The sequence below is a fragment of the Verrucomicrobium sp. BvORR106 genome (genome assembly GCF_000739655.1).
GTDB lineage: Bacteria > Verrucomicrobiota > Verrucomicrobiia > Verrucomicrobiales > Verrucomicrobiaceae > Verrucomicrobium.
The window spans coordinates 49885-64667 of the sequence record NZ_BATR01000112.1; the positions used below are offsets into that span (position 1 = coordinate 49885).

The window sequence follows — 14783 nt, forward strand, 5'->3', positions numbered from 1 at the left end:
GAAGCTCGCCAACGTTGGGCTTGTAGCAGAATCCTCTTCGAGGAAGAACTTCGACTGAGGGCGCGGGAGTTGCCGGTCCATTGGCGGCCACTCGAAAACCCGCGCGATTGGTCCGCTCACCTGAGGTTGACAACAACAAACGGTATTGGAGGTGAATGGGCAGAAGCGGCAGCCCTGGGGTGGTTGTGAGCTGAGGAGCGCTGGATGAGAGAGGTCGTCGGGGCCGCTGCCGCCGTCTTGGGATTGCAGGAAATTACGAGAGCCGCCAAAGCGGTGTCAAGCCACCGACACTCCAAGACGCTTCGCGACATTCGCCAATGCTGGAGCAGCAAGCCCCGTGTGGCATGGCGAATCAGCGCGTCCTCGTCTTGGAGGCGACGTTCTTCCGTGAAGAGGATAACGCTGCAAGCCCCCACGTAGACCTGCTGCAAGCAGGTCTACGTGGGGGCTTGCAGCGTGGGGAGCCTCTACTCCGAGGGAGCGGCCGTGGATGCTGGTTCGGCGAGTAAAGGCATCGTGCTGGGATTGGCACGGTCATACACCACCACCTTGGTTTTCTTGAACACCATCAGCATCTCGCCTTCATTTTCGAGAGCGAAAAGGATCTCAAAGCCAATGTCTCCCCTTCGCTTCAGAGCCACAAAGAGCTCAAGGATTTCAGACTGTGTCCACACGTGGAAGTGGATGTCATCGCAATCCAGTACGCTCTGGTCAGCCGCCTTCTCTGGTTCGGGATGTTTACTGACATGCTGATGCCATTCCAGGTAGGCATCCCTGCGGGATGTTTCCGGTCCGGCGGAGTAGTCCCGCTCCAGGTGAGCCAAGGGAGTGAGGGGGCGGGAATAGTCGAAGGTGTAGCGCTTGTCTGGGGCGGAGATGATGAGAATGCCTTCAGGCTTCACCACCCTGAACCAGTTCTGCACGGCGAGCAGGGGATTTTCCAGGTGTTCAATGACGTCATGGACGATCAGGAAGTCCTGGCTCTCATCTTCAACCGGCTGGAAGGTCTGCACGTCCACGACAAAGTCTACTTTGACGAAGTCGCGGCCGGCCAGCATCGGATCGCTTCCATATTTGGCGAGCAGTTCATCGGTGGAGGCCTGGTCCGCGTACCGAAGTTGGACCCCGGCAGGAACCGGGTGCGGAGTGGTCAGCGCGCCGTACTCTATGCCCGTGCCCTTCAGGAACTGCATGCCTGCAGCGCCGCGGTTGAAGTGCAGGTTTTTGAAAGCATCGTCCGATTTGGAGAACGGAGCGACAGGTCGGCGGATCTTGTAAACCAGCTCGGGCGAGGTGGAGTTTCCGTCGCTGAAGGTCAGCATCACCGTCAGCAGTGCCTGGCCATTGTTGGGAAGCGGGACCTGATGACGAAAGCCACAGGTCATATCCTCAAGCTTGTAAGTTCCCTCGAGGAAGTCGGCGACATCCGGACGAATCACAGTGGGAAGGAAGTTGCAGGTCACGCCATCGCTGACGGAGACACTGACAGTCACCTTGTTGCCTGATGTCGAGACCGCCCAGCCCTCAAACAGAACGGTCGTCGGACTGGAGGACAGACTCTCCATGGCGGATGGGGAGCTCAGCGCCCACATCATGGACCCACTCGTGGGAGAGCCATTTGCTTGCGAAGATTTGGAAGCACCTGGCAGGGGGATGAAGTTTCCTGAATCCGTGTCGACTGGGGGCGCACCGGTTGATTTTCCAAGCTGCTGCGGAAGGGATCGCCCGCCTGGCAGATGCCTCCAGGGTTTGTGCGTCCGCGGCGGGAAGGCGAAGGATCCCGTCTCGTCATCGATTGTCAGGTTTGGATTGTAGGCGGGATCGTTCTCGATGAGGGCCGCCCACTTCTGGGAAAAATGCCGCAACTCTCCGCGGCCTCGGGTGACGTCATCCGCTGATTTGAACGTGTAGCCGCGGCTGGCCGATTCATGGTGTTTCACCTTGGCAAAGGGCGTGTACACATTCCGGTAGCCGGCGGACAGGAGCTTGAGGCAGAAGTCGACATCGTTGAAAGCAATCGGCAGATTGACATCGTCGAGCCCCGCCACTTCGAGGTACTTGCTGCGCTCCACGACCAGGCAGGCACCGGTGACTGCAGACACGTTGTTCACCACATGGGCTCGGCATCCGATTCCCAGATAGTCGCCCGGGCAGTGGCGGTAGTAGTGCGCCGCGACACCGCGGGCACCGAGGAACACGCCAGCGTGCTGAATCAGTCCGTTGGGGAAGATCAGCTTGGCTCCCACGGCACCAACCCCAGGCCGTATCGCGTGGGAGACCATTTCCCACAGCCAGCCGGGGTGCAGGATCTCCAGGTCGTTGTTGAGCAGGGCCACCACCTGGCTGTCACAGGAGGCTACGCCCAGGTTGTTGAGCTTTGAGTAGTTGAAGGGCCCTGGGGACTTCAGCACCCGCACACAGGGGCGTTTGCTGATTTCATCCAGGTAGTTCAGGACCTCAGGCTCGGTGGATTCATTGTCGATCACCAACACCTCAAAATTGGGGTAGTCGGTGACGGAGGTGATGGTATCGACGCAGATTTGCAGCAGTGTTCCCAGATTCCGTGTGGGGATGATAAGGGTCACGGAAGGGGCGGGATCCGGCAGTGGGTGCGTGATCCGGAACATGTGGATGGGCAGCACTTCGATCTTGGCCCCGCTGCCACCGGTTCTTTCCAGATGCTCCAGTACGACACGCTTCGCATTTTCAATGGCGTAGGGTTTTTCATCCGGGCCAGACGCGGTGCTGCCGGGGATGATGCGCCAGTGATAGAGAATGTGGGGAATGTGCCGGATGCGGTCGGGTGAGGTCGCTTCGATCAAGCGGAACGTCAGATCCCAGTCCTGGGCACCTTCTGTACCGAGTCTAAAGCCGCCGATCTGCCGCACCAGGCTGGTCCTGAAAGCTGCCAAGTGGCAGATGCAGTTCTGTGCTGTCAGGAGTTCTCGGTTGAACTCAGATTTGAAGTAGGGCTCGAACCGGAAGCCGTGTTCATCAATCTTGTCCTCGTCGGAGTAGATGAGGTCGGCGTCCGGGTGGTTGATGATCTCCAGCGCGAACAGATAGAGGGCATGCCGTGTGAGCTCGTCATCGTGATCCAGAAAAGCAACGAACTCCCCGGTGGCCAGTTCTATGGCGCTGTTCGCTGCGGCGGAGATGTGTCCGCATTTCTCACGGAAGACCACCTTGATGCGGGAGTCGAGCGCCTGATACTCCTCCAGCACCTTGCGGATATGCGGCTTGGTGGAACCGTCATCCGCGATGCAGAGCTCCCAGTGGGGGTATATCTGTTCCCTTGCAGACTCGATGGCCCGGCGCAGCCAGGGCTCCGCCACATTCCAAACGGGCATGATGATCGAGATCAACGGGCGGCGTGGAAACAGCTTGATGTGCGCCCGCATGGCAAACCAGTCACTCTCACCCAGCGTGTCGAATTGTGCCACCCACCGGGCATACCCCTCGTGACCCGGGCGTGCGGACAGGCTCGCGACATGTTGCTGCTGTTGGATCGTGAGCGTGTGACGAAGGTCGTCGCGTTGCGAGCGAAACTTTGCAGCTTTGGACTGAAGCTTCGCCTTCTCCGCCGCGAGGGCTTTGAGGCGCTGGCGCAGTTCCCCTTCTTTGGAGTGAGACTTTCCGAAGGGCCGCCTCACCAGTTGAGCAATCTTGCGCCAGGGAGACTTGGAATCTTTGTCGTGCATAGAATAGGATGAAAGCTCTGTCGTCAGGCAGGCTGGCTATCGTTGGGCGCAAACGCCGAAGGATGGGCCGTTGGGGTGGTTCGGCAGGTCAAAGTTCACGGTGACCCGGCTGAAACCAAAGTGAGCAAAGGCATCGAGGATGCTCTGCCGGGTGAGCCACAGGCTGTTGGGAAGCGCTCCGCCACAGAAACCGGTCCATTGAACGGCCTCCTGGTAGGACTGCCTGGCAAACTCGTAGGTAAAATCCTTGTAAGCAGCCTTCTCCGGATCTGCAAAGCGTCTGGCCAGGTAATCCGTGGTGGGAATGATCGTGCGATCATAATAGTGTGTCCAAAGGAAAACCTTGTCAGTCTGGCTGCACACCAGGTCCAGCAGCTCCATGGGGTCGATCATGTGATACAACACCCCGCAGGCCAGGATGGCGTCATAGTGAGAAGGGGCCTCTTTCAGGTGCCCGACGCAGTCGCCCAGAAGGAAGCTGACCTTGTCGAGCTTGAAGGCCTCCTTGACGCAAAGGCACTTCAAGAAAGCCCTCCGGTTCGCTTCCACGGCAGTGACGTGCTTTGCGCCCATCTGCTGCAGTGTCCATGAGTGGGCCCCTTCCAACGGCCCGAGTTCAAGGACATTAAGGTCTTTGAATCCGCTAAATTCTTCAGCGGCCCACTGGATGCGTGGATCGTTGAAGAGTACGGCGGGGCCCGGTTCGGAACTCAGACCAGAATCCAGCGGCATGGCTGAAGACCAATCTCCACGGAAGATGTCCAGCATGTTCTGCGAATTTGGCACCCTTGTATCGTAGAAGTTGAGGGCATCGGCCGGTGGGTTTTGCGATTCGGCAGAGGCTGGCGGGTGTGACTGGCCAGATATCGGGGCCTGAGGTGAAGGGGCGCTCGTGCCGGTGGGCTTGGGCAGGGACACCTTTGGTTTCCACTTCGCGGCCTTGGAAACAAATTCCAGGGCAGATTTTCGACGCCGACGGGAGGGAAGAAGGCGACCTGCGAGACCTTTGACGTGATCGAGGGACTGTCGCAGACGCTTCTGGCCTTCATCGACCGATCGCGCCCATTGCTCCTTCGCCAGCTTGAGTGAAGCGTTTTTGCGTTCCAGTTTCTGATAGGCTTCGGACAAGAGTCCCTGCAGGTGGGCGATGATGGCCTTCTTCTCAGAGTTGAAGGCGGCAATCTGTGCCTTGGCCGTGCGAAGTTCTGCTTGAAGGGTGCCGCTTTTTCCACTGCTTTCAACTGCAAGGATCCATTGAGTTCTGGCTTCCAGGTAGCTGGTAAGCAACTCTATGCGGTTGTACTCCATGTCATTGAGCATGGGGCCAAGCAGCTTTAGTGCCTTCTCGACGGAATGCAGTGCTTCTTTGCGTTGCGGGTTCAGGGAGTCACGATGCACGAGAATTCCCAAGCCAAATATGCATGGCACGAGAACCAGTTCCCAGTCCGGGTTAGTCGCGACAAAGTCCTCGACCGCCGTAAGCACGCCGTTTTTATCCGCGCTCGACCGACGGGCGAAGGGATGGAGCCCGGCCGGCAGAAAACCTCCGGCGTGGACAGGCTCCGGTTCCTCAAGGCGGAGGCTTCCTCCCGTGGTGACATCCTGGCGTTCTTCTGGGGCAATATCCTGGAGACGATAATAGAGATCCCGTCTCGCCCAAGGCCAGCTCACATCATGCAGGAAGATGAGCGGGTGGTCTTGGGGATTAATGGCTAGACTGCTGATGGCGGTCAGCTCTCGCGACACCGTGGCGTAGTTGTGATCGCCGTCGATGAAATAGACGTCGTGGCGGGGTGAGCGGGCGAGGTAATCCAGTGAACGGGCCTGATGGAAGAAGGCGTTCACGCCGTCCACTCCTGGGGATGGATGGCTGTCGATGCTGGGGTCCACCCCATGGTATTGTGCACCCAAAGCCTGGCAGGCCTCGATAAGCCAGTTGCTGGCCTTGCCGTTCTCTACTCCGATTTCGCAGATGGAACCGGGGTTCCAGGCCTCCAGCAAGGGCTGGCAGAGCGACTTGAAGTTGGACATCGAGGCCAGTACCGGACCCTCTTCGACGGGGCGCTGGAGTGGGGAGGCAGGGGACTGATTGCGGGCGGGTAGAGTAGCAGGGGACTCCTGGGGGAGCTGTCGGGTCTCGAGGCTCCCGGTACGGGCCGTGGGTTTGTGGGCGAAGAGAAAACAGGCAGAGGCCAGCTCGAAATTGGTGGCTTCAGGGAGTTCGCGGACATAATCCTTGTCCATGTACAGGGAACCGTGCCCGATGAGCTCCTCAATGCGGAGGTTGAGGAAATCTCGCTGGGTCTGCCCCTGGAGTCCGGTGACCCAGCTTCGCAGGAACCAAGTCAGGGTGTGGACGGGTCCGGTGCCGGGAGTGACCGCCATATTGTCAATAGCCAGGCCAGAATCGAACAGATTCTGCAGCCCCTGGGCTGTCATGTTGTAGAAGTGGTTCGGGTAGCCGTGGACAGGCTGCAAGAAGGGGACGGCGCAAATCAGCTCACCGCCGGGCTTGAGCACCCGGATGATCTCCCGGGCGCACCGGAACGGGTCTTTCACGTGCTCCAGCACGGCAATCGAGAACACCGCATCAAACGAGTTGTCTTTGAACGGCAGTTCTTCGCCAACGCCCAGCACATCGGTCGAGTCGTACGCGACAATCTCGTAGTTCACCACATTCTGGAAATAGATGGGGCGACGCCCGGCACCACAGTCAAGGATGATCCCGTCCTCGTACTTCCGGACCAGAGCCATCAATGTTTCGTCGTAGCCATGGCCGCTGATGTTCTCGGTGTCGATAATGGAAAACTGGGCGCGAAGCTCCGGCGAAAGGTAATCAAGGCACTCCGCCGTTTCCACCATGGGAATGTCGGTGCGCATGAGCGGGCGGATCCGCGCGAGCTTGGCTTGTTTCGGGGTGCTGATGTCGGAGGCCGGCCGGCGCTGCCCGAAACCAGAAACTTTGCCTACAGAATCAAAATGAGCTCTTCCTGAATCAAAGCTGCCATTGGCAATCAGCTGCCTGACAGAGGGATTGGCGCGAAGATACGCCTCCTCATCAAAATTCTCATGGGTTGCAGCTTCCTGTAGAGGGTACTCCTTGAGCATGGCCCCCCATAGTCATTTCCCGTGTGGCAGACAAGGAGGAATTCCGATGGATTATGGAAACTTTAGTTGGATGTGGAAATGATTAGAACAGGCACGAGTCGGTGACCCAGCAGCTGGGGCGGGGATGGGCTCCTAGCAGCACTAAACAAAACGGCCCGACCGGTAAAAACCAGTCAGGCCGCTTCTGCGATCTGAATCAAGTCGATCGATGAACCTACCACTTGGCGGACGGAGCCCAAGTCATGGAGAGGCGGTTGGCACCGGTGGCAAAAAGGTTGGCGGACTTGGCGCTTTCAGGTTCCGGGTAGTCGAACACCTTGCCTTCGTAGTTGCGGATAAGGGTGTGGTGGCTGTCCTTGTTGAGGACGTATTCCGGGTTCACCGGCACCTTGCCGCCGCCGCCGGGGGCGTCGATGACGAACTGGGGCACGCCGTAGCCGGTGGTGTGGCCGCGGAGGTTTTCGATGATCTCCAACCCCTTGCTCACGCTGGTACGGAGGTGGGAGCTGCCTTGAATCAAGTCACACTGGTAGAGGTAGTACGGGCGCACGCGGCTCATGAGGAGCTTGTGCACGAGGGCCTTCATCACATCGGGATCGTCGTTCACGCCGCGCAGGAGCACGCTCTGGTTTCCCAGGGGAATGCCATGGTTGGAAAGGCGTTCCAGGGCTTCCTTCACCTCGATGGTGATTTCCCGTGGGTGATTGGTGTGCACGCTCATCCAGAGGGGGTGGTACTTGGCGAGCATGGTGCACAGCTCAGGCGTGATGCGCTGAGGCAGGAAGATCGGTACACGAGAGCCGATGCGCAGGAACTCGATGTGAGGGATGGCACGCAGGCGCTTGAGAATGGCCTCCAGCTTTGCGTCGGAGAAGAGCAGGGCATCACCACCGCTGAGGAGGACATCGCGCACCTCCGTGTGGGCCTCCAGATACTTGAAGACCGCCTCGAACTCGGTGTGCAGTTCTTGATCACCCACACCGCTGACCACCCGGCTGCGGGTGCAGTAGCGGCAGTAGCTCGCGCAGCGGTCCGTCACGAGAAAGAGCACGCGATCGGGGTAGCGGTGCACCAATCCGGGAACTGGCATGTGGGAGTCCTCACCACAGGGGTCGGACATTTCATCTGGGTCATCCCAAGTCTCCTCGATGCGAGGGATCACCTGGCGGCGGATGGGGCAGTCGGGATCGGTGGGGTGGATGAGGTTGAAGAAATGTGGCGTGATCGCCATGGCCAGCTTGTTGCCGGAAAGCAGCACGCCCGCGCGTTCTTCCTCGCTCAGCACCAGGTGTTCCTCGAGCTTGGCCAGGGAATTGACCCGGTTCTTCAACTGCCACTGGGCACTGTTCCACTCTGCCTCGGACACGTTCTTGTCTTTCCAATAGCCGGGGGCGTGGCTGCGGAACGCTTTTTCAGGAAGGCTGGATGGGAGCATGGAGTGTTGTGCCGTGATGCTAGAACGGCCGTTGTTGGTGTCAAATTCGTAAGAAGTACGACAGATGCGGCTGTCGTGGTCACGTTCTGGATCAAAACTTTTCATGGGGATTGGTTGCGGCGGGATGGAAATGTTTCAGCGTAGGGCTACCCTGTGTTAAAAAGACGCCATGTTGCAGCACGCCCGCGAAATTGCCCCCTCGGTCTCCTGGGAGATCCTTGTCCGGGTGAAACGCAGCGGCGGTATGTCCGTCAACGAACTGGCGGCGGAGTTGAAAATGTCCTACATGGGCGTCAAACAACACTGCGATGATCTGCGTAAGCAGGGTTATGTGGATACGTGGCGTCGTGCGAAAGGGACGGGCCGCCCCGAGAAAATTTATCGACCAGCTCCCAAGCTGGATCTGGTGCTGACCAACTGGGGCAGTGAACTGTGTCTGGGCCTGCTGTCTCATGCTGCTCAGGCGTATGGGGAGTCTGCCCCAGACCGCCTGCTCTATAGCTACCTCCAGCAGAAGGTGGAGCGCTGGGCGTCGAAGATGAAGGGAAAAACTCTCCGGGACCGCCTGGCGGAACTGGTGAAGATGCGCAACGCGGACGGATGGATGTCTGAGCTGGTGGTGGACGAGCAGGGCACGCGGTTGCTCGATCACCACAGTCCTCTGGCCGAAGTGGGGCGCCTTTATCCGAATGTGTGGGAAATGGAGTCGCGGGCACTCACCAAGGTGCTTGGTATCCCCATTGACCGCACGGTGAACGGGACCCGCAGTGAGATGAAGCTGATCACCGGCGAGGAGGTGCCTTTGCCTGCGGCGGTACCGGTCTCCACCCTGGCGGAGGCTGTGGCGGCAGTGATGGATCCTGAGCCGGAGCCTGAGATCGAGGTCGATTCTGAGTCGACATTTGAGCCTGAACCCGTGCTGGACGCAGAGCCGGAGGCGGAACTGCCGCCTGGCCCTGAGCCCCTGCCGGAACCGATGCCCATGGTGGCGATTGAAGTAGTGGCCGTCCCCCCATCGGCTCCTGAGCCACTGCCCCTCCCGGCGGCAGAGGAGGAGACCCGGTCATGGCCGGAGCCCATCACGAATCCTGTGTTTGCCGACGTGCCTGACGTGAAGTTTGAGCCAGAGGAGATCGAGCCACCGCCGTCTGATTTTGCCGAGGCAGGGCCAGGCAATGCTCCAGAGCCAGAGCCGCAGCCGGCGGAAGTGATCCCCAGTGTGCTGGCACCGAAGCCCAAAGCCGTGACGTCGCCTTCCAAAAAAGGCCAGCCTGTGCAGGCGGATCTTTTCGACTTCTAGCTGCTGTGGATGAGAGGCAGCGCAGGGGATGGTACCCCGCGACTGCCACCCGCACCCAGGCTGCTATTTCTCTATTTCCTTTTCATCACCAGATGGAGGCGGCGTGCCCAGATCGGCGGCGATCTTCTCATGCAGGCGCACCACGTATTCCTGCAGGCGTTTGGGAGTCTTGGGATCGCGCTTTGGCAGAGCGGCGATGCGGTCTTTGACGGGCAGCGCCTTGTCATCAAGGGCGTCGAGTCCGTTAAGCGCCTCCATGGCAGCCGGTTGGCTGCTCTGCGTGGGATCTGCCTCCTTCACCAAAAGGTCCAGGCAGGCGGGCAGGTCGGCCGGGCTGCCGTACTGGCCCAGGGCTGAAGCTGCGGCGATACGTACGCTGGGGGAGACGTCCCTCAACAGGGCCAGCAATTGATCGTGACCAGCTTGAACCCCGGTCACGCCGCGCATTTGAAGCCCGAGCACTCCCCAGTAGCGCATGAGGGGATGCTCATGTCCAAGTGCGGTGAGAAAAGGAGCCGGATCGGGATTTGTGTATCGAGAGGCTTGAGAGGCCAGGGTAAACACCGCCTCAAAGGGGTAAGCCGCATCCGTCTTGAAGGCATCACGGGGTGACTGCTGGTTCCCGGAAATTCGCAGCCGCTCGGCTTCTGGGATGAAGCCCAAATCGCGGATCTTGCGGGCTTGATCTTCCACCGCCTTCCGTAGTGTATCGAGGCGGGCTTGTTGGTTGGGTTCACTGGCCAGATTGTTAACTTCCCAACGGTCGCTTTGCAGATCGTAGAGTTCTTCCACCGGCTTGGGTTCCCAGAAGTGACGCTGGTCCTCGTTCAGCTTGCCGGCGATAGCCAGGTCACGCCAAACCCGGGCGGTGGGCATCTGGAACATGTAGCCGAGATGCTGGCCGTAGGGCAGATGCGGCATGTAGTGCCGGAGGTAAACAAAGCGGCCATCGGTGACGCTGCGGACCAGATCATAGCGTTCGTCCATACGACCGCGGAATCCGTGGAGGAACTCTGGGGCTGGCTGGGTGTGAGTCCCGGCAAAGGCGCGTCCTTGCAGGAATGACGGTGCCTCCTTGCCGATCAGGCTGAGCAGGGTGGGGGCGAGGTCCACGAAGCTGACGAGTCGGTCGGTCGCGCCGCCTTGCTGGTAGCCTTGGGGGGCCAGGTGCGCATACTGGGGAGGGAAATAGACAATGAGGGGAACCTGCAGGCCGCTGTTGTACGGCCACCGCTTGCTGCGGGGCATGCCTGCGCCGTGATCGCCATAGTAGAAAACTATAGTGCTTTCTGCCAGGCCGGCGTCCTCCAACTCCTTCAGTCGTCGTCCCACTTCCTGGTCCATCTCCGTGAGTTTGTCATAGTACTGCGCCCAGTCATGGCGCACTTCCGGCGTGTCTGGGTGGTAGGGTGGGATCGGGGCCGCTGCGGGATCATGCACCAGTTGGTGCCCCGGCGTCCTGATCTGGCTCTCGTGTGAGATGGTGGTGTTAAAGACCGCAAAGAACGGTTGGCCTGCGGGCCTTTTGTTGTAGTGAGCCTTGGCGCTGCTTTCATCCCAGGTGCCATCAGGCTTCTCCAGATTGTAGTCCTCCTTGCTGTTGTTGGTGCAGTAGTACCCTGATGCACGGAGGAGCTGCGGGTAAAGTTGGGCTTCAGCAGGCAGGGGCACGAGGGACCGCATGTGCTCGCTGCCATCTCCTGTGGGGAAGCGTCCGCTGATGATGGTCGTGCGGGCCGGAGCACAGACGGGAGCATTGGACCACGCCTTGTTGTACCTCAGACTCCGGGCGGCCAGCGCATCCAGGTGGGGAGTCTTGGCATACGTGTCGCCGTAGCAGCCAAGCTGGGGACCGTTGTCCTCACTCGTGAGCCAGAGAATATTGGGCGGCGCAGCGGCCTGGGATGCGGCACGAGGAATGAACAGAAGCAGGCATAAGAGCAAAAGGGGACGGCGCGGAAACATCCCGCTAAGACGAAGAGTGGCCCTCTCGAATTGCAACCATTTGCCCATGGGGCGAAACCCTCTATGGTGGGCGCATGCCAGAGCACGTCATCCATCACAAGGTCAAACGGCCGTCGTCCATTACCGTGGGCGAGTTCTTTGAGCGAAACAGGGAGGCGCTCAAGCTCAAGTTGATGGGGACGGTCACAGGATTCTCCCGGAAAATCAACGAACCTTCCGTGAACCGGCCGGGCTTGGCCCTGAGTGGATTTTTCACCTACTTCGCGTACAAGCGCATCCAGGTCATCGGGAATTCTGAGGTGTCCTACCTCAATGGTCTGGCTCCAGAGGAGGCCAGTCGCCGGTTCCGACAGCTGTGCATGGCCGATATTCCGTGCCTCGTGGTCGCGCGGGAGAAGCGACTGAATCCCGACTTGATCCGGGTGGCGGATGAGAATGGCATCAGCGTCTTCCAGACCTCCATGGTGACCATGAAGTTCATCAACGCCGCCACCATCCGGCTGGACTGGGCCTTCGCACCCACCACGGTCATTCACGGGTGCCTGGTGGACGTGCAGGGGGTGGGGGTGCTCATCCAAGGGCCCAGCGGCAGTGGCAAGAGTGAGGCCGTGCTGGGCCTGCTGGAGCGCGGGGCGAGTATGGTGGCAGATGATGCCGTCCATTTCCGCATGATCGAGGAGCGTGAGATCCATGGTCGGGCTCCTGACCTGACCCGCAACCTGATCGAAGTCCGCGGAATTGGCCTGCTCAATGTCGCCGCCATCTTCGGGGTGGGGGCCGTCCGGCTGTCGAAACGGCTGGATCTGGTCACCCAGTTGGTGCCAGATGCAGATCTAAGTGAAGTCGAACGGTTTGACGCGGGCACTCACACAGTTAACATTCTGGGAATGGATGTTCCGCTTCTTCAAGTTCCGGTTGTGGCCGGTCGAGATGTGGCTGGACTCATTGAAATCGCCGCCCTAAACCACAAACTGAGAACCTTTGGCTACAATAGCGCTGCGGAATTTGACCAAAGGCTCTTGAAAAAAATGGCGGATGAGCAATCAGGGTAGTCTCAGATCGCACTCTTGGCCGTTAGGAAAAAAGACAGCATGAGCACTTGCACCCAAGAATTTACCATCAGCAACAAACTGGGCATGCATGCGCGCCCTGCAGCGCAATTCGTCAAGAGAGCCAGCAAGTACAAGTGTAATGTCTGGGTGGAGAAGGATGACGAGCAGGTGAACGGCAAGAGCATCATGGGTCTCATGATGCTGGCTGCCGGTCACGGCGCGAAAATCATCGTCACTGCGGAGGGGGCCGATGCTGAGGCCGCCGTCAAGGAACTTGGCTCCCTGATCCAAAGTGGGTTTGACGACGGGGACTGACGCTGCTTGCATAGGCGCCTCAGTTCACCTTCTTATCCCTTGCTGGCATGATTCCCGCTAACGCGGGGCTCGTCATGTGTCTTCAAGGGGGTCATTCCTCATCTCTCATGCCCGAAACCGCCATCAAGACCGAGCGCGTATTTTTAGGAACGCCCGTCTCAGGCGGCGTGGCCCGCGGGGTCGTGCGCCTCATTGGAGGCGCATTTGAAGAACCCCATCGCCGGGTCATCCCCAAGGGAAAGATCGACGCAGAGATTGAGTGCTTCTACGCCGCCGTGGAGGCGACGCGGGAGGAACTGGAGGCCCTCATCGCTCGCATGGACGGGGAGGAGGACCGCCACTCCAGGGAAATCTTGGAAATGCACACCATGGTGCTGAACGACAGCCTCATCACCGACCAGGTGGAGGAGGCGATCCGGGAGTATCGGGAATGCGCGGAGTACGCCTACTACCGGGTGGTACGCAAGTGCATCGATTCATTCCAGCGTATCCCCGACTCCTACATGCGCGAGCGTGCGCTCGACATTCGGGACGTCGCCCAGCGCGTTTTGCGCCATCTCACGGGGGACAAGCGGGAGGATGACCACTCCGACACCCCTGCGGTGTGCATCGCCCACGATCTGACTCCCAGCGAGACCGCTCAGCTGGATCGCAATCAGGTCCTCGGGTTCGCCGTGGAACTCGGCAGCAAGACTTCCCATACGGCCATCGTCGCCCGGTCGCTCAATCTGCCTGCCGTGGTGCGTCTGCACGGCATTTGCGAAGAGCTATACAATGGAGATGAGGTGCTACTGGACGGGGACGAGGGTCTGTTAATCCTCAATCCCACCAAGGAAACCCTGGCTCGCTATCGCAAGCGTGAGGCTGCCGCAGAAAAGCGCGAAGCCGCCCTGTTGGCACAATGCGGCGAGCCCGCCGTCACGCAAGACGACCGCCGGATCACCGTCGCAGCCAACGCAGAGTTCGTGGAGGAGATTCCCCACATTCAGGAGTGTGGGGCGGAGGGCGTAGGCCTGTTCCGTACCGAGTTCCTCTACCTAGAAAATCCAGACGCTCCTGAGGAAAAGCTCATCGAAGTGTACACTGAGGTGGTCAAGGCGATGGCACCCCAGTTGGTGGTGTTCCGCACGCTGGACCTGGGCGGTGACAAGCTGGACCCCGCGTATGCTGAGGAGGTGGAGCAGAACCCCTTCCTGGGATGGCGGGGCATCCGTGTTTCCCTGGCACGTCCAGAAGTGTTCAAGCGCCAGTTGCGCGCCATCTTGAAGGCCAGCCGGCATGGGCGTGTGGCCATCATGTACCCCATGGTGTCGAGCGTTCGTGAAGTGGTCGAGGCGAATCAGCTGCTCGACGAATGTCAGGCTGAACTCACCGCGCTCGGAGAAGCCTTCGATCCCAAGATCCAGCGGGGTGCCATGATCGAGATTCCCAGTGCCGCGGTCATCGCAGATTTGCTGGCACCGCACGTGGACTTTTTCAGCATCGGTACGAATGACCTCGTGCAGTACACCCTGGCAGTGGACCGGGTGAATGAGCGCGTGTCAGAGCTGTACCAGCCCACCCACCCAGCCGTGCTTCGGCTGATCAAGACGGTGGTGGAGGCGGCGCACCGACAGAATGTCTGGGTGGGAATGTGTGGGGAAATGGCTGGCGATATCGCCGTGACGCCTTTGCTCGTGGGTCTGGGGCTTGATGAACTAAGCGCCTCGAGTGGTCAGGTGGCCAAGGTGAAGCACGCCATCCGGAAGCTCAACTCTGTCGATTGCGTGCAGCTTCTGGAGCGCAGCCTGAAGGAGTCTGACGCTCTCAAGATCCAACACGAGACGCAGAAGTTCGCCCGGAAGCACTACGGCGACATCATGCCTGAGACTCACTAGGCTGGACGGGATTTACTCCCTTCCCGCTGC

General features: G+C 59.6%; 8 protein-coding genes. 4 read left to right on the top strand and 4 right to left on the bottom strand.

The genetic code is table 11. The features are described from left to right. Window positions 1-467: 467 nt before the first annotated feature. From BV106_RS35895 to BV106_RS19815, 3 genes are all read right to left on the bottom strand, one after another. Complete coding sequence (locus tag BV106_RS35895) at window positions 468-3701, bottom strand: glycosyltransferase (protein ID WP_051946081.1); 3234 nt, start codon at window positions 3699-3701, stop codon at window positions 468-470. Window positions 3702-3737: 36 nt separating this feature from the next. After that, window positions 3738-6809, bottom strand: a complete 3072-nt coding sequence (locus BV106_RS37425) for a methyltransferase domain-containing protein (protein ID WP_051946082.1) — start codon at window positions 6807-6809, stop codon at window positions 3738-3740. 214 nt (window positions 6810-7023) lie between these two features. Continuing rightward, window positions 7024-8244 (bottom strand): KamA family radical SAM protein, encoded by a 1221-nt coding sequence (locus BV106_RS19815; protein WP_038167668.1) that lies wholly within the window; start codon window positions 8242-8244, stop codon window positions 7024-7026. Between the two features lie 169 nt (window positions 8245-8413). Here BV106_RS19815 and BV106_RS35905 point away from each other — a divergent pair, with 169 nt between their 5' ends. Next, on the top strand, window positions 8414-9544 hold the full coding sequence (locus BV106_RS35905) for a winged helix-turn-helix transcriptional regulator (protein ID WP_051946083.1): 1131 nt from the start codon (window positions 8414-8416) through the stop codon (window positions 9542-9544). A gap of 63 nt (window positions 9545-9607) precedes the next feature. On the opposite strand, the gene BV106_RS19825 is transcribed toward BV106_RS35905, so the two are convergent. After that, window positions 9608-11509 carry a sulfatase-like hydrolase/transferase gene (locus BV106_RS19825; protein ID WP_038167475.1) on the bottom strand — a complete coding sequence of 634 codons (1902 nt, stop codon included), beginning with the start codon at window positions 11507-11509 and terminating at the stop codon, window positions 9608-9610. 74 nt (window positions 11510-11583) lie between these two features. Between BV106_RS19825 and hprK the strand changes: the two genes are divergently transcribed. The 3 genes from hprK (at window position 11584) to ptsP (ending at window position 14753) form a co-directional block, all read left to right on the top strand. After that, window positions 11584-12561, top strand: a complete 978-nt coding sequence (hprK, locus tag BV106_RS19830) for an HPr(Ser) kinase/phosphatase (RefSeq protein ID WP_038167477.1) — start codon at window positions 11584-11586, stop codon at window positions 12559-12561. A 39-nt stretch (window positions 12562-12600) separates the two neighbouring features. After that, window positions 12601-12876 (top strand): HPr family phosphocarrier protein, encoded by a 276-nt coding sequence (locus BV106_RS19835; RefSeq protein ID WP_009961215.1) that lies wholly within the window; start codon window positions 12601-12603, stop codon window positions 12874-12876. 107 nt (window positions 12877-12983) lie between these two features. After that, on the top strand, window positions 12984-14753 hold the full coding sequence (gene ptsP / locus BV106_RS19840) for a phosphoenolpyruvate--protein phosphotransferase (protein ID WP_051946084.1): 1770 nt from the start codon (window positions 12984-12986) through the stop codon (window positions 14751-14753). Window positions 14754-14783 lie beyond the last annotated feature (30 nt).